The following is a 25,599-nucleotide window of genomic DNA, read 5'->3' on the forward strand; positions in this document are numbered from 1 at the left end:
CGATCACCGCTCCGGCGAGCGTCGAAGCCCGGCCGACAACCTGGTAGCTGTTGCCATCGACGAAGGGCGGGCCAATGAGCGCCGGGAGCTCACCAGACACCGAGGTCCTTGTGGTTGGCGCCGGGCCGGTGGGTCTCACCACCGCACACGAGCTGGCCCGGCGCGGGATCGCCACCAGGGTCGTGGATCGGGCGGCAGGTCCGGCGACCACCAGCCGCGCCACCGCCACCCACGCCCGCACGCTCGAGGTCTACCACCAGATGGGCATCCTGGAGGATGTCCTGCCGCGCGGCCGCAAGGTGGAGAACTTCACCGTGCACCGCAAGGGGCGGGCCCTGGGCCGGCTCGGCACCGACTACTCCCAGCTGCCGACCCGCTTCCCGTTCACCCTGCAGATCGACCAGGTCTACACCGAGGAAGTGCTCCGCGAGCGCCTCAAGGCGCTGGGCGTAGAGGTCGAGTGGTCGCTGGAGCTGGAGCGGGTGACAACGGGCGACGAGCACGCCGAGGTCCGACTGCGGCACGCCGACGGCACGACCGAGGAACTGACAGTGCCCTGGCTGGTGGGCGCCGAGGGCGCGCACAGTACCGTCCGCAAGCAGCTCGGCATGCACCTGCTCGGTGACTCCAGCGAGACCTGGCTGCTCGCGGACGCCGTGGTCGATGCCGATCTGCCCAGTGACAGCCTGCACTGGATGCATCTGTCACGCGGCACGATCATGATGGTGCCGTTCCCGGCCGAGGGAAAGTGGCGGCTGCTGGACACCGTCGATACCGAAGGCGCGGACGACCCCGACGCCATCGCCGAACGGTTCGCGGCGAAGATCTCCGAGGGGCTCGGCAAGCCGGTCAAGGTGCACACTCCCACCTGGGTCTCCGTCTTCACCATCCGTCAGCGCATGGTCCCGAGTATGCGCTCCGGCCGCTGCTTCCTGGCCGGCGATGCGGCCCATGTGCACAGCCCGGCCTCCGGCCAGGGCATGAACACCGGCATCCAGGACGGGCACAATCTCGGCTGGAAGCTGGCGGCGGTGATCCTCGGCCACGCCGAGGAGAAGCTGCTCGACACGTACTCCGTCGAGCGCGTCCCGGTCGGCGAGGCGCTGCTCGGTTCCACCAGCACCGCGACCGGGCTGATCGCACTGCGCAACGCGGCGGCTCCCGTGCTGCTGCCGCTCGGCTTCGCCGTGCTCAACTCGGTGGCACCCCTGAAGCGTTCCATCGAACGCAAGATCCTCAAGACCATGTCGGGCCTGTCCATGAACTATGAGCGGAGCCCGCTGACCACCGCCCCCGCCGGTGGCACCACCACCGGCATCGCGCCGGGCGGACGGGTCGGCTGCTCCCGAGAGACCGAGCGGGCCAGCGCCGGCTGGCGTGAGATGTGCGCCGAACTCGCCGACCCCCGCTGGACCCTGCTTGCGTTCGCCCCCGCCCGGCACCAGCTCGCGGCCCTGGAAGAAGTGAACCTCGCATACGGCCCGGCGGTATCCGTTCGCACTGTGCATGACGGACCGGACACCGGCCAGGGACCCCATCCGCTGGCCGATCCCGGACAGGTGCTCCGGCGGGACCTCGGGGCCGCCCCCGGCGACTTCGTCCTCGTACGGCCCGACGGCTATCTCGCCGAGAAGGGCAGCCTCGCCGGCCCGCGGCAGCCCGCCGCGGCGCTCGGCGCGGTCCATCTGATCGCCCACCGTCCCACCACCAAGTGACCCCAGGGGGAGCCGTGCGCATCATCGACCTGTCCACCGCGATCGACGCCGGAGTGTGGGAGCCGAACCCCATCGTCCACCACGTCATGTCACCGGCCGAGGGCGCCGTGCACATGGCCGAGGGGATGCGGGAGAACCACGGGCTCGACTTCGACCCGGCCGTGCTGCCGGGCGGCGAGTTGCTCTCGCTCGACACCGTCACCCTCACCACCCACACCGGAACCCATGTGGATGCCCCCTCGCACTACGGTTCCACCGCGAGCTATGGCGTACCGCGGCACATCGACCGGATGCCGCTCGAATGGTTCATCGGGCCCGGCGTGGTGCTCGACGTGAGCGACGCGCAGGTCGGCACGGTCGGTGCCGACCGACTCCACCGGGAATTCGACCGGATCGGCCACGAACCCGGCCCCGGCGACATCGTGATGTTGCGAACCGGAGCCGATGCGCTGTCCGGAACACCCAAGTACTTCACCGACTTCATCGGACTCGACGGCCCCGCCACCGACCTGCTCCTGGACCTCGGGGTCAAGGTCATCGGCACCGACGCATTCAGCCTCGACGCGCCGTTCGGACACATGATCCGGGAGTTTCAGCGCACCGGTGACACCAGCGTGCTGTGGCCCGCGCACTTCGTCGGGCGGGAGCGTGAGTACTGCCAGATCGAGCGTCTCGCCAACCTCGACGCCCTCCCCGGACCGACCGGGTTCACCGTGTCCTGCCTGCCGGTGAAGCTCGCCGGCGGCGGCGCCGGCTGGGCCAGGGCCGTGGCGATCGTCGAGGACTGACGTCGACCGGCCGGTTGATGTCACGGACAAGAGGAAGGAACGGACGATGCGCCCCTTGGGAATCCGCGGCGCGTGGCTGCAGGAGCCGAATCTCTTCCCGGACAGCCGGGGAAGCTTCCACGAATGGTTCCGCAGCGCCGCGTTCCGCAAGGAGACGGGACACGACCTGAATCTCACGCAGGCCAACTGTTCGGTCTCCCGCCGCGGCACACTTCGCGGCGTGCACTTCGCGGACGTGCCGCCCAGCCAGGCCAAGTACGTCAAGTGCGTCCGGGGCGCGATCCTCGACGTGACCATCGACATCAGGGTCGGCTCTCCCACGTACCGCCGATGGGAAGCCGTGCGGCTGGACGACCGAAATCACCGCGCGGTGTACCTCGCCGAGGGGCTGGGGCACGCCTTCATGGCCCTGACCGACGATGCGACGGTCGTCTACCTGTGCACCGAGGGCTACGCCCCGGAGCGCGAACGCGACATCAACCCGTTCGACCCCGACCTGGCCATCGAATGGCCGGCCGACATCGCGGCCGTGCTCTCCGAGAAGGACGCGGCAGCGCCCTCCCTCAAGGAGGCCGAGGCCGCCGGGCTGCTTCCCGACTACGCCGATTGCCTGGCGTACTACGAAAAACTCCGCTCCGCAGGGAACTGACGGAACAACCTGATGTGGAGTCAGCGTGCAGATACAGGATGTCTTCGTACGGTCGCTGGGCAGCTGGCTGCCCGAGGCGGTCAGCGTGCAGGACGCCGTCGACCAGGGGCTGTACGAGCGGTCACGGCTCGAATTCGACTACCTGACCGGAACCCGGGTGGCCGGTGACGTCTCGGCGCCCGCCATGACCGTGGCCGCCGCCCGCCAGGCACTCGAACGGGCCGGCCAGGACTCGTCCGAACTCGACTCGGTCATCCACTCCAGCGTCTTCCAGCCCGGTCCGGAGGGCTGGTCCCTGCCCGGGTACACACTGCTCCAGCTCGGTAGCGGCAGGGCATCGGTGATCGAACTCCGACAGGGGTGCACCGGCATGCTCACCGCCATGGAGCTGGCCGTCGGGCAGATGACGGGCGCGCAGAAGCACGAGAATGTGCTGTTGACCGCGGCCGACAACTTCGAGCGCTTCCTGAACCGCTGGCAGTGCAACGGATTCATCGCCGGTGACGCCGGCAGTGCGGCACTGCTCAGTTCCTCCGACGGGTTCGCCAGGATCCTCTCCATGAACTCCCGCACCATCCCGGAGCTGGAGGCCATGCACCGCGGCTCGGAGGACCTGCTGAGCTCCGCCGAACGCAAGCAGGTCGACCTCGGCGCACGGCTCGGCCAGTTCAGCGAGAGCGTGATGTCCACCATGGACGCGGCGGGGCTGATGTCCCAGGCATACGTGGAGCTCGCGCAACTCTCGGCCGCGGAGGCGGGCATCGAGGTCGGGCAGTGCGCCCGCGTCATCTACAACAACGTGGCCGTCTTCCTCGTCAAGCAACTGGTCCTCGACCCGCTCGGTCTCGGATTCGAGCGCTCCACCTGGGAGTTCGGGCGCTCGATGGGCCACCTCGGGGCCAGCGACTACGTGGTCTCGCTGGAGCACCTGCTCGCCACCGGCGCGGTGGTACCGGGTGACCGGGTCCTGCTGCTAGGCGGCTCGCCCGGCTACTTCGTCTCCAGCGCGGTGCTGGAGATCCTCGACGTGCCGTCCTGGGCCGGCGAGTAGTTCCCTGGAACGGGACAACGGCCGGGTCCACGCGGACCCGGTCGTTGTCCTTTCTTCCAGGACACGGGAACGCCCGGCCGGAGCACTTCGGCCGGGCGTTCCGTCGTCCCCGGTGACCCGGGGATGTCGACCGGGGACGAGCGGGAGGGTCAGCGACCCAGTACGCGGGCGAGCACCCTGGCCAGTTCGGCCCGCGGGTCCGCGCCGCCGCCGGCCGATCGCCACGCCACGTATCCGTCCGGGCGGACCAGCACCGCGCCGGTCGGCTTGAGGCCGGTCCGGCCCGGCCAGTCGCCGTCGTCGGAGGTCTCCTCGCCACCGATCCGGTACGCGTTGATCTCGATGCCCAGCGCCACACCGGCCTCCACTGCCGCTTCGCACCACGCCGCGCCACGGGGCCCGGCCAGCACGGTGAAACGGCTGTCCAGCAGATCGAGCGTCGAGGACCGTTCGCCCCGTACACCGATCCACGCATGCGGAACCCGGGTGCCGGGCGCGCCGTCGAGGCACAACTCGACGTTCTCCGTCGACGCCAGGAGCTCCCGCGGCTCGACGATCGCGTCGGAAACATAGGAGAACCCGAGGTGCGCGACGTTCAGGTTGACCATGCCGACCGAGGCACGCTCGGCACCGGCGTTGTCGTCCCAGTGCAGCTGAGGATGGTCCAGGCGCAGCAGGGACTGCTCCATCGCGAACCGGGCGACGGGCCGACGCTCCGAGTCGTAACTGTCCAGCAGCGACGCCGAGGCCCGGCCGCGTAGCACCAAAGCCAGCTTCCAGGCCAGGTTGTGCGCGTCGGCGATCCCTGTATTGAGGCCGAACCCGCCCATCGGCGGGGTGACATGGGCCGCGTCGCCGACCAGAAAGCACCGGCCCTGCCGGAACTCCCCGGCGATCGACGCCGCCATCCGCCACGGCAGCACACTGCGCACCTCGACCTTCAGATCGGGCACCCCGGCGGCCAGGCGTATCAGCTCCGTGCACCGCTCGGGCGTGAAGTCCTGCGGACTCTCGCCCCGGCCCGGGTCGTAGGACGTATGGAAGACCCAGCTGGTGCCGCCTTGATCCACCGGCAGCAGACCGCCCTTCAGCCGGGGCCCGTCGATCTCGCAGACGGTGAACTCGTAGCCGCGGACCAGCTCGCCGAGGTCGGCCCGGAAGAGGATGTTGACCAGGTGGTCGCCGAGGCCGCCACGGCCGTGCGTGTCGACGCCGAGCATCCGGCGGGTGGGGCTCGACGCGCCGTCGGCAGCGACCAGATAGTCCGCGGTGACCTGGAAGCGCGAGCCGTCCGTCCGATCCAGCAGGGTGGCGGTGACCGCGTCGGCATTCTGCTCGACGGCGACCAGCTCGGTGCTGGTGCGCAGCTCACCGCCGCGGGCGAGCATCCCCTCGCGCAGGATCGGGTCGAGCAGGTGCTGCGGGCACGGGCCGCCCAGGACGGCTGGGGTGAACGCGTCGCTCTCCCTGGCCAGTTCGGCCCGCGGGCGGCGTGCCCGTGGGATCGAGGCGAGGTCCGCCTCGGCCAGCGAGGTCACCTTGATCTTGCCGCCGAGCGCGGTGGACTGGCTGGCATCCAGCACCCGCTGCTCCAGCCCGACCTCGCGGAACATCTCCCGGCTGCGCTGGCTGATCGCCGTGGCCCTCGGATGCGCGGACAGTTCGGCGTGGCGCTCGACGATCAGCGCGGGGATCTCGTGCTTGCCGAGGAACAGGCCGGCGGACAGCCCCACGGAGCTGCCACCGACGACCAGAACCGGGACATGACGCATCAGGACGCCTTTCGGTGGATGGCGAGGCATTCCTCGTAGGTCGGCAGCAGGCCCTCGGCCAGCGCCTGGTCCAGCGGGGGAGCCGCGAGGTCGTTGTCCGACATCACGGGCTTCTCGGTCAGCCCCCACGGCAGGGCGAGGGTCTTGTCCAGCGCGTTCACGGAGAACACGTCGTCGGCCACGTAGGACGTCGAGCAGCAGTAATGCATGCAGGTGTCGTCGGTCAGGGCGAGGAAGGAGTGGCCCAGGCCCTCGCCGATGTAGACGCTGGTGAGTGAGCGGCTGTCCAGCCACAGCAACTCATACGTGCCGAACGTCGGCGATCCGACCCGCAGGTCGACGATGATGTCGATCACGGAGCCCCGGACGCAGGAGACGACCTTCGCCTGGCCGGCGCTTCCGCGGGCTCCGTGGATGCCGCGCAGGGTGCCGCGCCGGGACACCGAGAAATTGCTCTGCACCGCGCTGAAGGGCCGGCCCAGCGCTTCGCTGAGGGTCGCCTGCTCGAACGATTCGAAGAAGAGACCGCGCGTATCGGCGAATCCCTTGGACTTCAGCAGAAAAACGTCTGGCAGCTTCAATTGACGAATCGTCATGCTACGGAACTCCATGACGGCACCGTAGGCAGCCGCGTTCAAGCCCCGCTGGAGAGCGGCCCGCTCCCGGCGGCCGTGCTCGTGCCGACGGGTGGCCCGCTTCTCGACCCTTCCTCGAAGCCCCCGGCCGACGATGACCGCACTCGGCGACATCTAACCGGCAGAGGTGCTGACATGCGGATTCTCGTCACCGGTGGAGCCGGTTTCATCGGCTCCCACTATGTGCGCACGCTCCTGGACGGGGGGTACCCCGGCTACGAGGACGCGCAGGTCACCGTGGTGGACAAGCTGACCTATGCGGGCAACCTGGCCAATCTGCCGGCGCGGCACCCACGGCTGGAGTTCGTCCGAGCAGACATCAACGACCGGGTGCGGATGCACGCGCTGGCCAAGGGCCAGGACGAGATCGTGCACTTCGCCGCCGAGTCCCATGTGGACCGGTCGTTGCTGGGTGCCGCGGAGTTCATACGAACCAACGTGCTCGGCACACAGAGTGTGCTGGACGCCGCGCTGCAGGCAGGTGTGGGCCGGGTCGTGCACGTTTCGACCGACGAGGTGTACGGCTCGATCACCGATGGGTCGTGGAGCGAGGACTGGCCACTCGCCCCCAACTCCCCGTACGCGGCGTCCAAGGCCGGCAGTGATCTCATCGCCCGCGCCTACGCGCAGACGCACGGCCTGGACGTCCGGATCACCCGGTGTTCCAACAACTACGGCCCGTACCAGCATGCCGAGAAGCTCGTGCCGCTCTTCGTCATCAGCCTTCTGGAGGGCCGCAGCGTGCCGCTGTACGGGGACGGCACCAACGTCCGCGAGTGGGTGCACGTCGACGACCACTGCCGCGGCATCCAGCTGGTGCTCACCCGCGGCAGGCCGGGCGAGATCTACAACATCGGCGGCGGTACCGACCTGTCCAACCTCAGGATGACCGAGACCCTGCTCGACCTGTGCGGAGCCGACTGGAGCAGCGTGCGCAGGGTCGCCGACCGCAAGGGCCACGACCTGCGCTACTCGCTGGACGACAGCAAGATCCGCGAACAGCTGGGCTACCGCCCGCAGATCCCCTTCGAGCGGGGAATCGCGGAGACCGTCCACTGGTACCGGTCCCATCCCGACTGGTGGCGGCCACTGGCCGCGGGCAGTTCGGCAGCGGCAGCTTCGGCGCCGGCGGCGGACAAGGGGACACTGCGATGACCACGGGCACTGTGCTGACCACCGCCTCGCCGGGCAGGAGCGAGGACGACCTCGGCCGCCGGTTCAACGCCTCGGCCTACGCGGACGACAGCAAGGTGACACCGAACGAGGACTTCGAGTCCTGGTTCGCCGAGCAGCGCAGGGTCAACCGGTTCGAGGTGACCCGTATCCCGTTCGGGGAGCTGGAGGGCTGGGGCTTCCAGGCGGGCACCGGCAACCTCGTGCACGACAGCGGGAAGTTCTTCGCCGTCGAAGGGCTCCAGGTCAGCACCGACTGGCAGGACCGCGGTAGCTGGTCACAGCCGATCCTCAACCAGCCCGAGGTCGGCGTCCTCGGCATCGCCGTCAAGGAGTTCGACGGCGTACTGCACTGTCTGATGCAGGCGAAGATGGAGCCCGGCAACCTCAACACCGTGCAGCTGTCACCGACGGTGCAGGCGACCCGGAGCAACTACACCGGAGTCCACCGTGGGCGCCAGGTGGCGTACATGGAGTACTTCGCCCCGCCGGGGCGGCGCAGCCGCATCCTGGTCGACTCGCTCCAGTCGGAGCAGGGTTCGTGGTTCCTCCGCAAGCGCAACCGCAACATGGTCGTGGAGATCACCGAGGATGTTGACCCGTCCCCGAACTTCCGCTGGCTGACCATTGGTCAGCTGCACCGGTTGCTGCGGCGGGACAACGTCATCAACATGGACGCCCGCACCGTGCTGTCCTGCATCCCGTTCGCGCCGCCCGACGGCACGGCGCGGACCCCAGGGGACAACGGCTACCGGGAGTCCCTGCTGCGCTCGATGTCGGCGGCGCAGGATCCCCTGCACAGCACCGGGGAGATCCTGAGCTGGCTGACCGAGGTGCGCTCGCGCCACGAGGTGCTGCAGCGCAGCGTGCCGCTGCACCAGGTGCGCGGCTGGCGCACGACCGAGGACGAGATCAGCCATGAGGAGGGACGCCACTTCAAGGTGATCGCGGCCAATGTGGCGGCCAGCAACCGCGAGGTGGCCCGCTGGACGCAGCCGCTGATCGCTCCGACCGAGCAGGGGTTGGCCGCCTTCCTGGCCCGGCCGGTCAACGGGGTGCTCCATCTGCTGGTGCACGCCAAGATGGAGGCCGGCATCCTCAATGTGGCCGAACTGGCGCCGACCGTGATGTGCCTGCGCGGCAACTTCGCGGGGCTGCCCGAGAAGGACCAGCCCCGCTTCCTCGACCTGGTCACGGAGACGGACCCGGCCGCGCGGACCTGTGACGCGGTGCAGTCCGAGGAGGGCGGCCGGTTCTTCCACGCCGACACCAGGTACCAGGTGATCCAGGTCGGCGAGGACTTTCCACTGGAAGTCCCCTCCGGTTACCGCTGGATGACGGTACGTCAGCTGACCGGGCTGCTGCGGCACAGCAACTACGTCAATGTGCAGGCGCGCAGCCTGTTGGCGGCTCTGCACACCACATGGTGACCAGGGCTCGAAGAATCCAAGACCACGGACCAGGACTGTCTCACCATGCGTATTCTCATCCTGACGGGCCCGACTTTGGGACTGGTGTTCCCCCTCGTGCCACTGACCTGGGCGCTGCGCGCAGCCGGTCACGAGGTGGCACTGGCCGGGCCGGAAAACGCCGCGCCCGCGGTCTCCGGGGCCGGTCTGCCGTTCGTCGCCCTCCCGCCCCAGGACATCACCGATCTGGTCCGCTTCGACCGGAACGGTGAGCAAATCGCCTTCCCGCACGGGGAGGAGGAGACGCTCTCCTTCATGGGGCACGGCTTCGGACGGCTGGCCGCCTTCTCGATCGGTGGACTCAACGCGTTCGCCGCACGCTGGCAGCCCGATCTTGTCGTCGGCACCACGTACCACTTCGCCGCGCCGCTGCTGGCCATGCGCCTGGGGGTGCCCTGGGTCAACCAAGCGGTGGAGGTCACCTCGCTGCCCCTGCTCGACCGTGCGGCGGCCGAGGAGCTGGCTCCCGAACTGGCCGCACTGGGCCGCACCGAGCTGCCGGAACCGGACCTCTACCTGGACACCTGCCCGCCGAGCCTGTCGGAGGGGCCGGTGCCCGGCCGCAGCCCGGCCCGCTACGTACCGTTCAACACGACCGCGCCACTGGAGCCGTGGATGACCGAGCGGTCCGGCAAGCCGCGGGTCTGCGTGACCCTGGGCAGCCGGATCACCCGCGGCAAGCCCGGTGGCGTCGGGACCCTTGAAGACCTGATCGACACGCTGTCCGACCTGGACGCGGAAATCCTGGTCGCGGTGAACAAGGAGAAGGCGGCGGACCTGCGACTGCCGGCGGTGCGCGGATTGCGGGCGGGGTGGCTGCCGCTGGATTCCGTGGTGCCCACCTGCGACGCCGTTGTGCACCACGGCGGCGGCAACACCATGTACTCCTGCCTGGCGTCCGGGGTCCCGCAGCTGGTGCTGCCCTACATGCTCAACAATCGGATAGCGGCCCGGCGGCTGGCCGGTACCGCCGCCGCCGAGGTCCTGGAGCCGGGCGAGGACAGCGCAGAGAACATACTCGCCGCCTGCCGGGAACTGCTCGACAATCCGGCGCACCGGGCACGGGCCGGCGCGATGCATGCCGAGATCGCCGCCATGCCGAGCCCAGCCGCCAACGTCCGGCTGCTGGAAAAGCTGGTGCCGGGCGGTATCACACCCACCGCGACCGGGGGCCTCCATGTCGTCCGATGAACTCCCGGTCGAGCGGCGCCTGGAGGCCGCCGGCCCACGTGTGATGGTGCTGGGCGGTACCGGCTGGGTCGGCCGCCATGTGAGCGCGGCGTTCGACCGGGCCGGCTACTCCGTCCTCGCGGTGGCCTCCAAGGCCCCGCCGAAGTTGGGTGACACCCCGTTCCTGGCGATGGACCTGGTGAACGCGTCGCCCCGGGACATCGCGGACATGCTCCTGGCCGAGCGCCCGGATGTCGTGGTCAACGCCGCCGGCCGCTGCTGGGGCGTGAGCGAGGACGTGATGCGCTGCTCGCTGTTCATACTCGCCCAGCGGGTGGTGGAAGGGCTCGCCCTGCTGCCGGGCCACCGCCCGCGCTTCCTGCAACTGGGTACCGTCATGGAGTACGGAGTGACGCCCTACGGCTCTTCGATCACCGAACAGACACCGGCCAACCCCACCGGTCCGTACGGCCGTTACAAGCTGGCCGCCACCCAGCTGGTACTCGCGGCGGTCAAAAGTGGCCGGGTCGACGGCATGGTGCTGCGGCTGGCCAACCTCGCAGGTCCCGGTACTCCCTTGCCGAGTCTGCTCGGCAAGGTACTGGAACAGCTCTGGACAGCCTACGAGAGCGGCGAGAGCGGCGTCGTACAGCTGGCGCCGCTGCGGGCGTGGCGCGACTACCTCGACGTCCGGGACGCGGCAGACGCCGTCGTCGCCGCGGCGCGATCAGACCTGACCGGCCGAGTGGTGCCCATCGGCACCGGTGAGGCCGTCCCCGTACGCGACCTCGTCACCACCCAGATCGCGGTCAGTGGTGTCGAGGCGGAGCTGGTCGAGCGGGAGCCGGTGGAGGGCGCCCGTGCTTCGACCGGCTCCGGCGGCGAATGGCTGCGGGTCGACCCCGAACCGGCCCGGGAGCACTTCGGCTGGAGCGCACACCGCCCGCTCAAGGACGCTCTGCGTGACGACTGGGAGCAGTTCAAGTACATCCGGCGGACAGGAAGCTGAACGAGCGAGCGCCCGCTCGCGCGACGGTGGACGCATCCTCGAGCGGGTTTCGGTGACGGCCGGAGAGGCTCGTGGGGCGGTAGCACCACAGTGATCAGAGAGGCGAACGGCAATGAACGAGAACCGTGATGGTTCTGTTGCTCTGGGTGTGGTCGGGTGCGCAAGCATCGCCAGGCGGCGGATGCTGCCCTCGATGCTCCGGCAACCGCTGATAGACGTTGTCGCCGTCGCGAGCCGGACCCCCGCGAAGGCCGCGGCCTTCGCGGCGGAGTTCAACTGCGAGGCTGTCACCGGCTACGACGAGCTGCTCAAACGCGACGACCTGGACGCCGTGTACATCCCGCTGCCGCCCGGCATGCACCCGGAGTGGACGATCAAGGCCCTACGGGCCGGCAAGCATGTGCTGTGCGAGAAGCCGTTTGCCGCCACTCGGCCGGAGGCGCTGCAAGCGGTCACCGTGGCACGGGAGGAGGGGCTGCTGCTGATGGAGAGCTTCATGTTCCTCCACCACTCCCAGCACACGGCCATCGCGAAGCTGATCAGTGACGGCGTGATCGGTGAACTGCACTCCTTCTCCAGCGAGTTCGGGTTCCCGCCTTTGCCGGCGGGGGAGGACCGTTACCTCACCCGGCACGCCAGCGCGTTGCTCGAGGTCGGTGTCTATCCCGTGCGTGCCGCGCAGTTGTATCTCGGCGGTGAGCTGGATGTGCTCGGCGCGCACCTGAGGCCGGCCCGGGACGGGGGCCTCGACGTCGGGGGCAGTGCCCTGTTGAGCGCACCGTCCGGAGTGACCGCACAGCTGACGTTCGGGCTCACGCACTTTTACCGGTGCGAATACACACTCTGGGGCAGCGAGGGGAAGCTCTCGCTCAGTCGCGCGTTCACCACTCCGGATACGCACTCTCCGGTCGTGCGGATTGAGCGCCAGGATCATGTCGAGGAACTGACGCTTCCGGCGGATCAGCAATTCGTGAATATCTCCGGAGCCTTTGCCGATGCGATTCTGAAGGGCAACGACTTCGCGCCTCACGGAGATGCGATTTTGCGGCAGGCCGACCTGATCGACGGGATCCGTAAATCTGCGATGCGCTGACTCGTATCCGTAGGCTACATACAGGAACGCGAAAACTACCCACTACATCGGAAACGCACGGCGACTTTCAGGCACGCCGCCCCCATCTTGATCACCCCACCTCCGCCTTGGCGGCATCGCCATCCGCGCTGGCCGTGACGCGATCTGGCCGAAAAACGCAGATCACAGACCGGCGCAATGATCATGTCCGGGTCAAAAAAGAGCCTGGACGGTCACCGTAAAGAATGTCCGAGAAAAGTCCACTCGCGACCTGCGGCCGGTTGTCGCGGCCATTACGTGTCGTAATTGCATGCGCACGCTGCATTTCCGATTCCGGATTCCAAACCTCTGTCCGGAGTAAAAAACTAACCAAGGGAGGTTAAACTTCGGAAATTTGTGCGGAAAAGAGATAATGTCGTCCACAGCTGGAGCATCGACTACGAGACCGGAACACCACGGGGAGTTAAGATGAGGTTTAATATTCTCGGACCAATGCAAGTGGTTAACAACGGGGAATTCTGCACGCCCACCGCACCCAAGGTGCGCCGTACGTTGGCCCTGCTGTTATTCCGGGCGAACCAGATCGTCGACATGGAAGCCCTGATCGACGAGCTCTGGGACGACCACCCGCCGCGGAGCGCGGTCACGACCTCCCAGACGTACATCTACCAGCTCCGCAAGGCGTTCGGCCGCAGCTTCGGCGACGAGGAGGCCAGCCGCATACTGGCGACCCGGCCCCCGGGATACGGTCTGTACGTCAGCGATGACCAGCTGGACGCGAACATGTTCGAGCGGTTGGCCGATGAAGGTCGTGAACTGCACGAGCGCGGCCGACTCGAGGACGCGTCACGGCGGCTGCATGAGGCGCTGTCCCTCTGGCGCGGCCGGGTGCTCGCCGATGTCAGCGCCGGCAAGATACTCGAGGCTCATGTCGTACGCCTCGAAGAGATGCGCATCAGGACCACGCAACTCCATGTGCAGACCCGCCTGCAACTGGGGCGGCATCTCGAACTCGTTCCTGAGTTGCGCGCGCTGGTGGCGGACCACCCGCTCAACGAGTGGTTCCACGCCCAGCTGATCACTGTCCTGAGACACACGGGCCGAAGAGGCGAGGCCCTGAACGCCTACCAGTCGCTGCGCAAGGTGCTCCACGACGAACTCGGCATCGAACCGACCATCCCTCTGCAGCGGCTGCAGCGTTCACTGCTCAGCCGGGACGAGGGCCACTGGCCCGGCCCGATACCCGTGCAACCGGTAACGGTCACGGGCAGCTCGGTCGCGTCATGACGTCTGCGGACGGACGGCTGCGGGTTCTCTTCAGCGTCTACCCCTTCCCCGGCCACTTGTTCCCGTTGGTGTCCACGGCATGGGCGCTGCGGTCAGCCGGCCACGAGGTACTGCTGGCCGGCTTCCAGGGACCGTTCGACGCGATCTCCAAGGCCGGCCTGCCGGTGGCCGAGGTAGTCGACTTCGACACGATAGCGGGCCTGCACCGCCAGTACACCGACCCGGAGGCAGAGGGCGCCGCCGACGCCGACCCCAACCCCATCACCGGGTTGCTCTCCGCGTGGTCGGACGCGATGGCGGACGGCACGGTCGACCTCGCCAAGCGCTGGCAACCGGACCTCGTGGTGCACGACGTAGCTCAGGGAGCGGGCCCGCTCGCCGCCTCCGTGCTCTCCGTCCCGGCCGTGGAGCACCGCGGCGGTTTCCACGCCGGCGCCGCCGAAGTCGTCCCGGCCATGGCAGCGAAACTGGCGCCCGCCTACCAGCGGCACGGCGTGAACGGCCGGCCGGAGCGCCGCGCGGTCATCGACGTCGTACCGCCGAGCATGGCCGGCGCCTGCGACGAGGGCATCTGGCCCGTGCGGTATGTCCCGTACGGCAGCGGCGGGCTGGTCCCCGACTGGCTGATCGGGCCGGCACAGCGCCCTCGGGTCGCGGTGACGCTCGGCACCACGGCACCCGAGATGCTGGGTATCGGGGTCTTCAGCGCGCTGGTCGATGCGGCGGGCGGCACGAATGCCGATTTCGTGTTCGCCCTCGGGGGCGCCGACCCGGCGCCGCTCGGGAAGCTTCCGTCCAACGTACGGGTCTGCGACTGGGTGCCGCTGCATGTGCTGTTGGAAAGCTGCGCCGCAATCGTGCATCAGGGCGGCATCGGTACCACCCTGTCGGCGCTGCACGCGGGCTTGCCTCAACTGGCCTTGCCGACCGGCGACGACAATTTCATCAACGCCGAGGCGTTGGTCAAGCGCGGAGTCGGGCTGTCCGCGGCGCCCTCCGAGGTCAACGGTGCACTGTTTGCCCGGTTGCTCGGCGACCGGACACTGACGGTGGCCGCGGACGAGGTCCGCAAGGAGATGGCCGCTACCGATTCGCCGGCCCAGGCGGTCGAGCGGTTGGTGAGACTGGCGCGCTGACGTACTCATCGAGGAGACCATGAATCCGTCATCGCCGCGCGGTCGCCTGCGCGATGCCCTGCTGCACGTCGGAGAGAGGGGGCACGTAGCTGAGGCAGACCTCAGTGCCCCGGTCGAAAACGCGCTGCGTGAACTGGCTGTGGAGGTGCTGGGCGAGCGCTCGCGCGTGGAACTCGTCATCGTCGGCGGTGAGGATCACAGGTGGGGACGGAACCTCGGTCTGCGGCTCGCGGACTATGACGTAGGGCTGCCGGACCTGCTCTGGTGCGCAGACGAGAGCGGTCTCCCGCCGCAGGTGCGGGAGAGCTGCCCGACGCTGGGCCAGGACGAGTGGGAAGCTGTACTGCTGGTCTCCAAGCTCATCCTCAGGGTGCTTGAGTCGGAGCCCGAGCCTGTGGCCGATGACGCCGCACGGCATCGGCAGCGCACCCCGAGGCCGGCCCGGTCGGTAGGCAGGGAGCGTTTTTGCCAGGCGCTGGCCGCGGTCGCGGAACGCGCAGATCTGCACCAGGACGAACTCACTGCGCAGCTGCGGACCACGCTGCTGGACTTCGCGTCGGAGACTCCTGACAATCAGGATGCCGCTCAGCACCTCGCGGTGCGGCGCACAGGGCAGCAGCCAGGGGCTCGCGTGTGTCTCAGCCGCTCGGGGTTCGCCTTCGCGCAGGTACTGCTGAGCGCTGATGGCTGTCCCGTTCCCGGCTGTGTGCTCGACGCATTCCCGGAGTTGACCCAGGACGAGTGGAACGCCGTCATCCAGGTCACCGGGCTGTCCCTGTTGGCCTTCGAGGCCGAGCCGGCCTGTGCGGCGGGGTAGCGTCCGCGTCAATGCCCACGGCCGTCAGCGTCAGGGTGGAGACGGTGGCTGCGGCCGTGGGCGTGTTCGTCCGGCGGGGGGCGTCAGCTGGTGGCGAGGGGGCGCTTGCCCTGGAGGTCTTCGGATTCGTAGGTTCCGGGGTTGTTGGCCAGCTTCAGGGTGAAGGTGGAGAAGACCTTTTTACCGTTCACGGTCTTGGGGTCGGAGAGCGTGACGGTCGCCTTCAGCGGCTTGTCGAGGCAGGTGTCGAGGCACCAGGTGCCGGTCACCTTTCCGGTGCCGACTGCCTTCTTCGCGCCCCACTGCTGCCAGGTGAGGCCGTTTATGGAGGTGAATTCGGAGAGCACCAGGTTCTTGGGGCTGCGCTCGGCGCGTCCCTTGTCCGCGTTCTCCTCGCCGTAGTGGTTGATGACGTAGGGGAAGTTGGCGGTGCGGGCGAGGCTCGCGGTGGCCACGGTGTGCGTCGGGGCGGGCGTGGCGTTTGCCGCGTGGGCGGTGGCGAACATGCCGAGGACGGCGACTCCGGCCAGGGCGGCTCCCATGACTGTTTTGGTGCGCCGGGTCGTGCGGGTGGTGCGGTTCATGGCTCTCGCTCCGGTTGTTGTTGATCGGTCGGCGGGTCCGAAGCTATGACGGTCGTTTAGCGATGTGCTGTCAGGGGTGTAACAGCCGTCCATCGATGGTTGTGGTGTCACCGAATGGTCAGGGCAACACACCTAAGGCTGTGGCCGGTTGGCGGGGGTGTGAGAGTTGGCCGTTGCGGCGGCATGGCAGGCGCCGCGGCCTTCCGCGCGGGCGATGATGCGGCCGAGCTGATGCGGACGGCGGTCTCGGTGGTGTCGCTGACGGCGGATACGCCGGCCCCGGGCGGGGCGGCCCGTACGGCCTCCTCGGCGGCTTCGAGCCGGTGCGGTCCGAGGACCGCCAGCGCGCCGTCGCGCTCGCCGGTGAGCCGCGCGGGCTCGCCGCTCACCGTGTCCACCCTTGTGTCCACTGCCGCGTGCGGCGGGGACCACGGTTCGTCGCCGGGCCGGGCCTGCGGAACGTAGGGGAGGTGGGGCGGTGCCCATGCGTCGCCCAGATCGAGGCCGGTCAGCCGCTCGCAGGCGCTGACGATGTCGAAGGGTTCGGTGAAGCCGGGTGCGGCGTCGGCCAGTTGGCTCGCGCCGTGCAGGGTGGTGAGGTGGCTTCCGCGACGCGTACCAGGCGGGGGGCGGAGGCTTCGGGCCGGTGCAGACGCTCCGGGGCGAGTCCGAGCAGGATCGCGTTGAGCTTCATCAGTTGGGCGAACGGCAGGCGGGTTCGTGCGTCGGCGAGGATCTCCGGCATCAGGACCATGCCGATCCCGGCCGCCCGGTGCTCATCGGTGGCGAGCGGGAGCCGGGCGACCCATGCGCGGGCGAACGCGCCCAGGGCTTCCTGGGCGGTGCGGCCGGACGCCGGGGGCGGCGGCTGGGGGGTGCGCTCGGCGAGGCCGGCCAGGACTTCGCACACGGCCCGCACTTCTGCCTCGGGGCCGCACTCGCCCGCGTACAGACGGACGTTGCCCTCGTGACGGACGTGCGCCCCGACCAGGGACGGGGGGCACCTGGTCGGGGCTGTCTGGGGGTGGGGGGAGTGGGGTCAGAGGGCGTTCAGGTCGACGGCGGAGGCGAGGGCCAGGTAGCCGGCGTCGCTGGGGTGGAGGCCGTCCTGGGAGATGTAGCCGGGGCGGGGGCGGTTGGGGTTCGCGGGGTCGGTCAGGACGCGGTCGGCGTCGAGGACGGCGTCGTAGGTGTGGCTGGTGCGGATCCAGTGGTTGAGCTGCCGGCGGATCTTGTCACCGGCGGGGGTGGTGAAGGGGAAGACGGCGCTCCTGAGGGGGAGGATCGTCACACCGATGGCCTTGATACCGCGGGCGTGGGCCGCGCGGACCAGGGCGCGGTGGCCGTCGATGAGCTGTTGGGCGGTCACCGGGGGGCGGTTCCTGGTGCAGGGGTCGTCCTGCTGGGACTGGGCGAGGTCATTGGCGCCGAGGTGGATGAAGACGGTGCGCAGGGCGGCGCGATCGCGCAGTTCCTTGGCGAAGCGGGCGGTGCCCTTCTCGCCGAAGCAGGGGGAATCGTGCAGCAGGGGGTCACCCGCCAGGCCGGCGTTGGTCATTCCCTGGGGGCGGCCGGCGGCGATGAGGCGTTCGGCGAGTTTGTCGGAGAAGCGGTTGTCGGTGTCGGGGCTGGTGCCGACGCCGTCCATGAGGGAGTCGCCGAAGACCATGAGGGAGTCGGCCGAACGGGGCGGCTCCTGGGTCACATCGACGGCCGTCAGGTAGTACCAGGCGTGCGAGGCACGGCGGTTGAAGTCATCGGCGGCGGGGCTGCGTAGCCGGTCGCCGGGGGCGCGGTAGGACGTGGCCGTGGTGAAGCGGTGCATGGTGGCCGGGCCGGTGGGGGCGGTGAAGCGCAGGGTGACGGTGAGTTTTTCGAGGTTGGCGGTCGGCATGGCCACCGCGTCGCTGACGGTGTCGCGGCCCGCGGGGATGGTGAGGGCGGGCGCATGGCGGAAGGTGAGGGTGCGTACGGTGCCGGGGCGCGCCTTGGCCTCGCCGTCGGACCTGGCGACGGTGGCGCCGGCGATGTGGAGGGGCTTGGTGCCGTAGGCGTTGGAGAGGCGGATACGGAGCTCGGGGCCGCCGACGCTGAGCCGGATCACCTGGCGCAGGGTCTCGTTCTTGAATCCCTGCCGGGACCAGTTCGGGGTGTCCTCCGTGGCCTCGTTCGTCGCCTGCTGCATGGCGGCTCCCCAGGTGGCTGTCCACTGGGGGGAGTGGGGGGCGGCGGGGGCGGCCTTCTCGCTCCTGAGGGACGGGCGGGCGGGGGCGAACGCCCCGGTCAGCGCCGCGGTCAGGGTCACGGCCAGGGCCACGGACAGCGTCATGACGATCGTCGCGGGGAGCGAGCGCGGGCTCCCCTTCGTGGTGCGGCCGGGTGCGGGCCGGCCGGCCTCGGGTGCGTCGGCCGTGTGCTGCTCGGCCGTGTGCGGGTCGGTTTCGTGCCGGTCGGTTTCGGGTCGGCCGGCTTTGTGCCGGGGCCACAGTCGCATAGGAGTTCCTCGGGTCTGTTCGGATCGAGTCGGTGCTTCACCCCCGTTGGCTTTGTGTGTGCCGGGGCGCTTACGTCGGGCGTCAGCGCTCGGCGGCGGGTGGGCCGGGTATCCCCGGCCGGGTGGGCAGGACGTTGGCCTGGCCGAAGTAGGTGGCCACCGATAAGAGGATCTCGTTGGCGCTGCGCAGCTCGTCCAACTCGTTTTCCAGTTCCGCGATCCGGCGCTCGGCCTGCAGCGGCCGTGTGTGCCGGGTGTGGTCGACGGCGAGCGTGTCGGGGGTTCGGATGGGGTCGGTCATGGCGTGTTCCTCTCTCGGGGGCACCGGTGCCGCGCGGCCCCGAACCCGTCGGCAGCCGCGGCGCCGACGGGGTCGGTGGGTCAGTCGCGGCCGAAGCGGCGGAGTACGCCGGTCATGAAGACGATGGCCATCAGGGCCGCGGAAACCACGACGGTCACCGACGGCTGCACGGCGGCCAGTTCGCTGCTGTCGCGCAGCGCGCCCATGAAGTCGAAGATCGGCAGTCCGTTGGCGACGCTGTACCAGAGCGGCAGGTAGACCGCCTGGAAGAGGCGATGGGTACGGCTGAGCGTGCCCAGGGTGAGGGCCAGGGACGGGATGAACAGGGCCCCGCCGACCCAGCCGGCCAGACCGAACCAGTCGGCGGCGGCCACCAGGCGGATCAGGGGACCGATGCCGGCCACGGCGGTGATGGTCAGGCCCGCGGCCCATTCGGCGAAGACCCGGCGGCGCACCGCGGGGTAGGCGCCGAGCATGCCGTCGACGTGGTACTCGTGGCGCTGGGTGCCCAGCCGCGACCAGATCAGCACCGGCCAGATCCAGGACAGCGGCAGCATCACGCGGATGATGCCGTGGATCCCCGGGGAGGAGAGCGCGGCGATCATGAGGAATGCGGCACCGGTCCACCACCACCAGCGCACACCTTGCAGCAGGATGCGGACCTCGCCGGCCCAGACGCGCAGGGTCACGGCGCCCGGCTCCGGGCGGGTGCGCAGCAGCGTGGCGACGGTGGGCCGGGACGGGGAAGCTCCCCCATGGCCCTGAACGGACAGCGGAGGCGTCCCCGGGCCGACCTCGTCGATGAAGACCGGCTGGACGACACCGTCGGCCGGGGCCTGCTCGGGGGTGCGCCCCTGGCCCAGCCAGGTTCGCGCGGGGTCGAAGCGGCCGAACCACAGCGCGGGGAGCATGGCGATCACGACGGCGATCAGCAGCAGCGTCACCCGGCCGAGGACATAGCCGGCGGTGGGCGTGAAGCCGTCCCAGGTGAAGAGCCCGAGGGGCTTGTCGAGGTAGGTCAGACCGAGGCTGAACGCGCCGGTGACATCGATGTGCTGGGCGACCATGTCGTCATACATCGACCGGACGACGCTGTTGACGCCGATGCCGTCGAGGGGCAGACCGGGGCCCTGGCCGGCCGTCGAGACGACCATCCAGATGCAGAACCACAGGATGTTGCCCAGGCCGGTGCGCAGCAGCGGCAGCGATTCGAAGAGGAGCGCGAGGGCGGCGGTCAGCGCGACCAGCGGCAGCGCGATGAGGAGGAAGGGCTGCCAGAGGGCGATCAGGTCGATGTCGTGCGACTCGCCGCGGGCCAGTTGCATGACCAGGGCGGTGAGCGCGAGCACCACGAGCATGGAGGACAGCAGCATGAGGTTGCTGAGGAACTTGCCGAGCATGTACGCGGTGGTGCGCAGCGGGGTGGCGGCGAGCAGCTGGCCGACGCGGGTGCTGCGGTCGCGTTCGATGGAGTTGCGGACGATGTAGAAGCCGCCGAGGGTGATCCACAGACCGCTGGCCAGGGCCGTCACCATGCCGACGTAGGCGCTGTTGTAGATCCCGCGGTGATCACCGATCTGCATGATCATCCATTTGGCGTCCGAGTCGGGCACCGCCACGTAACCGAGGGCGACGGCCGCGGCCAGGATCACGACATACGCGGGCCGGCGTACCCGGTCGCGGAAGTCGGCCACCGCAAGACCGGTGAGCATGCGCATCATTGCCTCACACCACCCGTGCCTGGAGCGGCCGTTCGCCGAAGCCCTGGGCGGCCCGGCCGCCGTCGACCCCACGGATGATGGCGAGGTAGGCGTCTTCCAGGTCGGGCGTCAGCTGGACGGCGCCCTCGTACGGCAGCTCGCGCGAGAGCAGCCGGATACGGACGCCCTCGGTCGTGCGGACCAGGCGGCTGACGGTGTACTGCGCCTGCACCGCCGCTACGGACGAGGGGTCGACCAGCACCTCCCACACCTGGCCGTCCACCGAGCGCAGCAGGTCCTCGGGGGTGCCGCGGCGCTGCAGCCGGCCGCCGGCCATCACCGCGATGTCGGAGGCCACCGACTCGACGTCGGAGACGATGTGGGTGGAGAGCATCACGACCTTGTCGGCCGCCAGATCGCTGAGCAGATTGCGGAACCTGACCCGCTCCTCGGGGTCCAGCCCCGCGGTCGGCTCGTCCACGATGATCACCTGCGGGTCGGCGAGCAGCACCTGGGCGATGCCGACCCGGCGCAGCATGCCGCCGGAGTACTTGCCCAGGGGACGCTTGACCGCTTCGGTGAGGTTGACGAGCTCCAGGAGCTCATCGATACGGGCCTTGGCGGTCTTGGCCGAGACGCCCTTGGCCGCCGCCAGATACCTGAGGAACTCGCGGGAGGTCAGGTTCGGGTAGACGCCGAAGTCCTGCGGGAGGTAACCGAGGGCCCGGCGCAGCGCGTTGGGCTTGGCGACCGCGTCCTCTCCGTGGAAGAGGACCTTTCCGCTGGTGGGCCGGGTGACCGTGGAGGCGATCCGCATGAGGGACGACTTGCCGGCGCCGTTGGGGCCCAGCAGGCCGAGCATGCCGGGTTCCAGACGCATCGTCAGGTCGTCCACGGCGTGCTTGCCGCCCTTGTAGACCTTGGTGATGTTGACGAGGTCGAGCACGGTCAGCTCTTCCCGGTCAGGTCGGTCTTCTCGCCGTCCTTGGTCACCGCGATGCCCTTGGGGACCTCGACCTTGAACTTGGCGTCGCAGATCGCGATACCGCTGCAGCCGGCGTCGATGTCCAGGGTGTCGCCCTTGAGGGTCCACTTCAGGTGCTCGGTGCCCGCGGCCGAGTCGAACCAGCGGGTGACCTTGATGTCCTTGCGGTCGGCGGCGACCACCTTGGTGGCGACCTCGTGCGTCGTCACCTTCAGGGACTTGCCCGAGTACGTGAACGACTTCGATTCGGGCTTCGCCTTCGAGGCGTCCACGGAGCAGCCGGAGAGGCCGAGGGTGGCGGCGACGGCCGCCACCGCGACGACGAGTGTGGCGGGCCGCTTCGAGATGGTGCCTGAGAACATCGGTTCCTCCAGAGTCACGGGGTGGTGCACTCCTATGAGGATCCCGGGCCCGGGCGGCCGGCACATCTGCCGATCGGCAGATATCCGCTCAGCGGATGGCGGGCGCCGGCAGCAGGCACCTGACCCGCCACCCGTTCTCGTACGGGCCCGCCTCCAGGGAGCCGCCCAGGGCGCTGACGCGTTCGCCGAGGCCCGCCAGGCCCGTACCGCCGCCCTGCCGGGTGCCGGCGGACGCCCCCGGCCCTGCGTTGTCGGCGACCGAGACCTCCACGGCCCGGTCGGCGGTCCGTCCGGCGAACACCTGGACCCGGCCGGCCTGCGGCGCATGCCGACGGACATTGGTCAACGATTCAAGTACCACCCGGTACGCGGTGTCCTCGGCCTCCCGCGAGAGGGTGCCGGCGACCTCGTCCTCCAGGGACAGCGCCACCTCGGCGGCGGCCATGGAGGAGAAGCGGCCGACGAGCTCGGGGAGGTCGGCCAAGCCGTAGAGCCGGGTGGGCGGCGGCTCGCCCCACTTGCGGCCGTCCGCCTCGCGCAGCGTCGTCACCGTCTGGTCCATGGAGTCCAGCGCCCGTAGCCCGGCCTTCTCGATGCGCTGCAGAAGGGCGCGGTGCTCCTCGGGCCCGGCGTCCTCGCTGACTTGGGCGGCCTGGGCCTCCAGAACGATGCCGGTCACCTCGTGGGCGACGAAGTCATGCAGATCGCGGGCGACTTCGAGGCGCTGTTCACGGCGCGCCAGCACCACGGCATACGCCCGGCGGTTGTCCAGCGACCGCAGATAGAGCCCCACACCCGTCGCGCAGGCCGCCGGGATCAGGGCCAGCAAGGCCGCGAAGACCGATTCCTTGAGCCCGGCGGTGGGGGCGTGCAGGGTGAAGCGCAGGGGCAGCAGGATGACGGCTGCGCCGGTCAGCGGGGCGACGATGCCCACCCGGGGGCTGGGCACATGACGTACCACCCGCTCCAGGAGAACGAGCAGCGCGACCGTCTCGAACGGGTACCAGAGGATCACCAGGCCGGGCTGCCCGAAGTAGCCGACGTCCGCGGCGAGGGAGAGCAGCGCGACGCCGCCCGCCGCCTGGGCCAGGGAGATCCGGCCGGTCGGCCAGGCAAGTATCGATACGGCCAGCGTCAATGCGGCCATGACCGCCAGCAGATAGGCGCTCGGTGGCGCTATGACGGCGGGGGCGAGCATCATTGCCGCGGCCACCCCGCACCACCGGCGGCGCTTTTGCCGGGGAGGAACGTCGTAATCCATGAGGGCGAGGCTACGCACATTCCCCGGGTTGCGCGGCGGCAAGCACAGCGCGGAAATTACCGCATCTGCCGGACGGCAGATTTCCGCGGGACGGCATCGGGGTTTCTGCCGGGTGGCGTGCTGCCCGATGCCGGCCGCGGGTTTTCACCCCGGGGTCTGCCCGGTGGCATATCCGAGCTCCCAGGCCCGCACCGCGACCCCGACGCGATTGCGTACCTGTAGCTTTCGCTGAATGCTCGCGACATGGGTCTTGACCGTGCCCGCGGAGATGAACAACTCGCGGGCGATATCGGAATTGGTCTTGCCCTCGGCGACCTTCCCGGCGATCTCCACCTCCCGCTCGGTCAGCACCGAGTCACGGCGGCGGGGGCGGCGGCCGGTCGTGGGGCCGGTGACATGCTGGAGCAGCCGGACAGTGATCGACGGGCTGATCAGGCTGTCGCCGGCCATCGCCGCCCGGACCGCCTCGACCAGCAGCGTCGGCCCCGAGCGCTTGAGCAGGAACCCCGAGGCGCCGAAGCGCAGCGCGGGGTACACGTACTCGTCCAGGTCGAAGGTCGTCACCACGACGACCCGGACCGGGTTGGCCGCGGCGGGGTCGGCCAGCAGGCGGGTCACCTCCAGGCCGTCCATCCGCGGCATCCGGATGTCGACCAGCGCCACATCGGGTTTGAGCGTGCGCCCCATCTCCACCGCGTCCACGCCGTTTGCCGCCTCGCCGACCACTTCCATGTCGGGCTGGCTCTCCACGATGCGGCGTATTCCGCGGCGGACCATCTCCTGGTCGTCGGCGATCAGCAAGCGAATAGTCACGGGCAGGAATTCTGCCGTACGGCGGGGGCGGGTGGGGGCTTCTTCCCCGGGGCCGGCAGCGATCTTTGAGAAAGAACCGCCGGTCCCGGAGAAATCGCCTGATACGGCAAGGCTGGTCTAAGCCTCTTCCATCGCCCGCACCAGGCTGCGCGGCCGCATGTCGGTCCAGTGCTCGGTGATGAAGTCGAGCGCGGACTGACGGTCGGTTTCCGCGAGCGCCACCGTCCAGCCCTGGGGCACCTCGGCGAAAGCCGGCCAGAGTGAATGCTGGTCTTCCTCGTTGACCAGCACCAGATACCGGCCGTCGGGGTCGTCGAAGGGGTTTGTGCCCACTGTCGTGTCCTCTCCTGTCAGGGGTGCCGTAAGTCGTGGCGGTGGCCGTCCGCGGGGGCGGTCAGACCGCCGCCCGGTTGGTGCCGGGGCCGATGCCGTTGAGCTGCAAGGGCCGCATGCGTTGCGCCGGCACGCGCGATACCGGGGCGGTAGGCGGCGAGATGAAGCGGTCGCTGCTGCGGAGCAGGGCGGTGCCCAGAGGGGTGAGCGCGTGCAGCGCGGTGTTGCGGTTACGGGAGGTGGTCACCAGCCCGGATCGTCGCAGCACCGCGGCATGCTTGCTGGCACCGGCCAGCGAGATCCCCAGCCGGTCGGCGAGTTCGCCCGTGGAGCAGCCCTCGGCGAGCGCTTCCAGGGCGGCCGCCCTGGTGTGCCCGACCAGTGCGCCCAGCGCCTGCTCGTCGTGTTCCGAGGTACCCCAGATGTCCACCCTGGACGAGGCCTTCACGGGGAAGACAAGGGCGGGCATGGCGTCCTTGCCGACCGCCGTCACGAACGAACAGGACTGCTCCGACAGGAAGAACGACGGGCACAGCAGCAACCCGCGACCGTCCAGATGGATGTCGCGGTTGGGCCCGTGCCGCAGTTCGAGGACCGGCGCCCGCCAGCGGACCTTGGGGTGCACGGAGCCCAGCAGCCGCTCGACACCGTGCGAGATGGCCACCCTGCCCCAGCCCTCGCGCGCACCGTCGAGATGACTGCGGATCAGGCTCCAGTGCGGCAGCACGGCCACCCGGCACAGGTCGGCCAGCAGCCTGGCGCCGCGCCGGTCCTCGCCGGACGGAACCTGGTCGGGGTCCGCCCCCGGCGTGAAGGCGTCGGCGAAGGCGGCAGGTAATTCCTCCAGGGTCCGGAACTGCTGGGACAAGGCCGTGAAGCGGGCCGCGTCCTTGCCGAGTTCGGCGCGGACACTGCGACGCCACTCGTGAAAGGCGACATCGCCGTTACGGCCGAACAGATAGAGCGCGAAAGCGCTCTCGGCCAGCGGCCCGAGGGTCGCCAGCATGCGCGTATTTGCTATGT

26 protein-coding genes are annotated in these 25,599 nt (G+C 69.5%); 12 read left to right on the top strand and 14 right to left on the bottom strand.

What is annotated here, in order from left to right; translation table 11 throughout:
* Positions 1–74 precede the first annotated feature (74 nt).
* From KI385_RS25175 to KI385_RS25190, 4 genes are read left to right on the top strand one after another with little or no spacing between them, the layout of a single operon-like run.
* The gene (locus KI385_RS25175; RefSeq protein ID WP_238574392.1) at positions 75–1,715 is read left to right on the top strand and encodes an FAD-dependent oxidoreductase; all 1,641 of its coding nucleotides are present in this window, start codon (positions 75–77) and stop codon (positions 1,713–1,715) included.
* A gap of 14 nt (positions 1,716–1,729) precedes the next feature.
* Entirely contained in the window at positions 1,730–2,503 is a 774-nt protein-coding gene (locus KI385_RS25180; protein WP_238574393.1) for a cyclase family protein, read from the top strand.
* 46 nt (positions 2,504–2,549) lie between these two features.
* Positions 2,550–3,152, top strand: a complete 603-nt coding sequence (gene rfbC / locus KI385_RS25185; protein ID WP_238574394.1) for a dTDP-4-dehydrorhamnose 3,5-epimerase — start codon at positions 2,550–2,552, stop codon at positions 3,150–3,152.
* A 25-nt stretch (positions 3,153–3,177) separates the two neighbouring features.
* Positions 3,178–4,203 carry a ketoacyl-ACP synthase III family protein gene (locus KI385_RS25190; protein WP_238574395.1) on the top strand — a complete coding sequence of 342 codons (1,026 nt, stop codon included), beginning with the start codon at positions 3,178–3,180 and terminating at the stop codon, positions 4,201–4,203.
* Positions 4,204–4,352: 149 nt separating this feature from the next.
* Here the strand turns inward: KI385_RS25190 and KI385_RS25195 are convergent, their stop codons facing one another.
* Complete coding sequence (locus tag KI385_RS25195) at positions 4,353–5,975, bottom strand: FAD-dependent monooxygenase (protein ID WP_238574396.1); 1,623 nt, start codon at positions 5,973–5,975, stop codon at positions 4,353–4,355.
* Entirely contained in the window at positions 5,975–6,556 is a 582-nt protein-coding gene (locus tag KI385_RS25200) for a dTDP-4-dehydrorhamnose 3,5-epimerase family protein (RefSeq protein ID WP_238574397.1), read from the bottom strand. The genes KI385_RS25195 and KI385_RS25200 overlap by 1 nt, the downstream gene beginning before the upstream one ends.
* A 189-nt stretch (positions 6,557–6,745) precedes the next feature.
* On the opposite strand from KI385_RS25200, the gene rfbB reads away from it, so the two are divergent.
* From rfbB to KI385_RS25240, 8 genes are all read left to right on the top strand, one after another.
* Positions 6,746–7,765 carry a dTDP-glucose 4,6-dehydratase gene (gene rfbB / locus KI385_RS25205; RefSeq protein WP_238574398.1) on the top strand — a complete coding sequence of 340 codons (1,020 nt, stop codon included), beginning with the start codon at positions 6,746–6,748 and terminating at the stop codon, positions 7,763–7,765.
* Positions 7,762–9,213, top strand: coding sequence for an NDP-hexose 2,3-dehydratase family protein (locus KI385_RS25210; protein WP_238574399.1), 1,452 nt, complete (start codon positions 7,762–7,764; stop codon positions 9,211–9,213). The genes rfbB and KI385_RS25210 overlap by 4 nt, the downstream gene beginning before the upstream one ends.
* Positions 9,214–9,258: 45 nt before the next feature.
* Positions 9,259–10,443, top strand: a complete 1,185-nt coding sequence (locus KI385_RS25215; protein WP_238574400.1) for a nucleotide disphospho-sugar-binding domain-containing protein — start codon at positions 9,259–9,261, stop codon at positions 10,441–10,443.
* On the top strand, positions 10,430–11,431 hold the full coding sequence (locus KI385_RS25220) for an NAD-dependent epimerase/dehydratase family protein (RefSeq protein ID WP_238574401.1): 1,002 nt from the start codon (positions 10,430–10,432) through the stop codon (positions 11,429–11,431). Before KI385_RS25215 ends, KI385_RS25220 begins: the two co-directional genes overlap by 14 nt.
* A 112-nt stretch (positions 11,432–11,543) precedes the next feature.
* Complete coding sequence (locus KI385_RS25225; RefSeq protein ID WP_238574402.1) at positions 11,544–12,524, top strand: Gfo/Idh/MocA family protein; 981 nt, start codon at positions 11,544–11,546, stop codon at positions 12,522–12,524.
* Between the two features lie 471 nt (positions 12,525–12,995).
* Positions 12,996–13,790, top strand: coding sequence for an AfsR/SARP family transcriptional regulator (locus KI385_RS25230; protein ID WP_281066901.1), 795 nt, complete (start codon positions 12,996–12,998; stop codon positions 13,788–13,790).
* Positions 13,787–14,926 (top strand): nucleotide disphospho-sugar-binding domain-containing protein, encoded by a 1,140-nt coding sequence (locus tag KI385_RS25235; protein ID WP_238574404.1) that lies wholly within the window; start codon positions 13,787–13,789, stop codon positions 14,924–14,926. The genes KI385_RS25230 and KI385_RS25235 overlap by 4 nt, the downstream gene beginning before the upstream one ends.
* A 19-nt stretch (positions 14,927–14,945) precedes the next feature.
* The gene (locus KI385_RS25240; RefSeq protein ID WP_238574405.1) at positions 14,946–15,743 is read left to right on the top strand and encodes a hypothetical protein; all 798 of its coding nucleotides are present in this window, start codon (positions 14,946–14,948) and stop codon (positions 15,741–15,743) included.
* An 83-nt stretch (positions 15,744–15,826) separates the two neighbouring features.
* Here the strand turns inward: KI385_RS25240 and KI385_RS25245 are convergent, their stop codons facing one another.
* From KI385_RS25245 to KI385_RS25300, 12 genes are all read right to left on the bottom strand, one after another.
* Positions 15,827–16,327: a hypothetical protein gene (locus KI385_RS25245; RefSeq protein WP_238574406.1), complete on the bottom strand. Its 501-nt coding sequence runs from the start codon at positions 16,325–16,327 to the stop codon at positions 15,827–15,829.
* Positions 16,328–16,434: 107 nt separating this feature from the next.
* Positions 16,435–16,716, bottom strand: a complete 282-nt coding sequence (locus KI385_RS25250; RefSeq protein WP_238574407.1) for a hypothetical protein — start codon at positions 16,714–16,716, stop codon at positions 16,435–16,437.
* A 119-nt stretch (positions 16,717–16,835) separates the two neighbouring features.
* Positions 16,836–17,237: a hypothetical protein gene (locus tag KI385_RS25255; protein ID WP_238574408.1), complete on the bottom strand. Its 402-nt coding sequence runs from the start codon at positions 17,235–17,237 to the stop codon at positions 16,836–16,838.
* 129 nt (positions 17,238–17,366) lie between these two features.
* Positions 17,367–18,821 carry an SGNH/GDSL hydrolase family protein gene (locus KI385_RS25260; protein ID WP_238574409.1) on the bottom strand — a complete coding sequence of 485 codons (1,455 nt, stop codon included), beginning with the start codon at positions 18,819–18,821 and terminating at the stop codon, positions 17,367–17,369.
* An 82-nt stretch (positions 18,822–18,903) separates the two neighbouring features.
* Positions 18,904–19,122 (bottom strand): hypothetical protein, encoded by a 219-nt coding sequence (locus KI385_RS25265; protein WP_238574410.1) that lies wholly within the window; start codon positions 19,120–19,122, stop codon positions 18,904–18,906.
* Between the two features lie 80 nt (positions 19,123–19,202).
* Positions 19,203–20,834: an ABC transporter permease gene (locus KI385_RS25270; protein ID WP_238574411.1), complete on the bottom strand. Its 1,632-nt coding sequence runs from the start codon at positions 20,832–20,834 to the stop codon at positions 19,203–19,205.
* Between the two features lie 13 nt (positions 20,835–20,847).
* Positions 20,848–21,768: an ABC transporter ATP-binding protein gene (locus KI385_RS25275; RefSeq protein ID WP_238574412.1), complete on the bottom strand. Its 921-nt coding sequence runs from the start codon at positions 21,766–21,768 to the stop codon at positions 20,848–20,850.
* A gap of 2 nt (positions 21,769–21,770) precedes the next feature.
* Positions 21,771–22,187 (bottom strand): hypothetical protein, encoded by a 417-nt coding sequence (locus tag KI385_RS25280; RefSeq protein WP_238574413.1) that lies wholly within the window; start codon positions 22,185–22,187, stop codon positions 21,771–21,773.
* A 70-nt stretch (positions 22,188–22,257) separates the two neighbouring features.
* On the bottom strand, positions 22,258–23,430 hold the full coding sequence (locus KI385_RS25285) for a sensor histidine kinase (protein WP_238574414.1): 1,173 nt from the start codon (positions 23,428–23,430) through the stop codon (positions 22,258–22,260).
* 144 nt (positions 23,431–23,574) lie between these two features.
* Positions 23,575–24,243 carry a response regulator gene (locus KI385_RS25290; protein ID WP_238574415.1) on the bottom strand — a complete coding sequence of 223 codons (669 nt, stop codon included), beginning with the start codon at positions 24,241–24,243 and terminating at the stop codon, positions 23,575–23,577.
* Between the two features lie 117 nt (positions 24,244–24,360).
* Positions 24,361–24,576 (bottom strand): MbtH family protein, encoded by a 216-nt coding sequence (locus KI385_RS25295; RefSeq protein WP_128509657.1) that lies wholly within the window; start codon positions 24,574–24,576, stop codon positions 24,361–24,363.
* A 61-nt stretch (positions 24,577–24,637) separates the two neighbouring features.
* The gene (locus KI385_RS25300) at positions 24,638–25,582 is read right to left on the bottom strand and encodes an ArsR/SmtB family transcription factor (protein WP_238574416.1); all 945 of its coding nucleotides are present in this window, start codon (positions 25,580–25,582) and stop codon (positions 24,638–24,640) included.
* Positions 25,583–25,599 lie beyond the last annotated feature (17 nt).

This window comes from Streptomyces inhibens (assembly GCF_022221585.1).
GTDB classification, from domain to species: Bacteria; Actinomycetota; Actinomycetes; order Streptomycetales; family Streptomycetaceae; genus Streptomyces; species Streptomyces inhibens.

Coding starts and splice junctions, on each gene's coding strand:
- KI385_RS25300 (WP_238574416.1), bottom strand. CDS start 25,582: ATGCTGGCGACCCTCGGGCCGCTGGCCGAGAGCGCTTTCGCGCTCTAT.
- KI385_RS25195 (WP_238574396.1), bottom strand. CDS start 5,975: ATGCGTCATGTCCCGGTTCTGGTCGTCGGTGGCAGCTCCGTGGGGCTG.
- KI385_RS25175 (WP_238574392.1), top strand. CDS start 75: ATGAGCGCCGGGAGCTCACCAGACACCGAGGTCCTTGTGGTTGGCGCC.
- rfbB (WP_238574398.1), top strand. CDS start 6,746: ATGCGGATTCTCGTCACCGGTGGAGCCGGTTTCATCGGCTCCCACTAT.
- rfbC (WP_238574394.1), top strand. CDS start 2,550: ATGCGCCCCTTGGGAATCCGCGGCGCGTGGCTGCAGGAGCCGAATCTC.
- KI385_RS25265 (WP_238574410.1), bottom strand. CDS start 19,122: ATGACCGACCCCATCCGAACCCCCGACACGCTCGCCGTCGACCACACC.
- KI385_RS25270 (WP_238574411.1), bottom strand. CDS start 20,834: ATGCTCACCGGTCTTGCGGTGGCCGACTTCCGCGACCGGGTACGCCGG.
- KI385_RS25210 (WP_238574399.1), top strand. CDS start 7,762: ATGACCACGGGCACTGTGCTGACCACCGCCTCGCCGGGCAGGAGCGAG.
- KI385_RS25245 (WP_238574406.1), bottom strand. CDS start 16,327: ATGAACCGCACCACCCGCACGACCCGGCGCACCAAAACAGTCATGGGA.
- KI385_RS25260 (WP_238574409.1), bottom strand. CDS start 18,821: ATGCGACTGTGGCCCCGGCACAAAGCCGGCCGACCCGAAACCGACCGG.
- KI385_RS25215 (WP_238574400.1), top strand. CDS start 9,259: ATGCGTATTCTCATCCTGACGGGCCCGACTTTGGGACTGGTGTTCCCC.
- KI385_RS25240 (WP_238574405.1), top strand. CDS start 14,946: ATGAATCCGTCATCGCCGCGCGGTCGCCTGCGCGATGCCCTGCTGCAC.
- KI385_RS25285 (WP_238574414.1), bottom strand. CDS start 23,430: ATGGATTACGACGTTCCTCCCCGGCAAAAGCGCCGCCGGTGGTGCGGG.
- KI385_RS25225 (WP_238574402.1), top strand. CDS start 11,544: ATGAACGAGAACCGTGATGGTTCTGTTGCTCTGGGTGTGGTCGGGTGC.
- KI385_RS25230 (WP_281066901.1), top strand. CDS start 12,996: ATGCAAGTGGTTAACAACGGGGAATTCTGCACGCCCACCGCACCCAAG.
- KI385_RS25220 (WP_238574401.1), top strand. CDS start 10,430: ATGTCGTCCGATGAACTCCCGGTCGAGCGGCGCCTGGAGGCCGCCGGC.
- KI385_RS25235 (WP_238574404.1), top strand. CDS start 13,787: ATGACGTCTGCGGACGGACGGCTGCGGGTTCTCTTCAGCGTCTACCCC.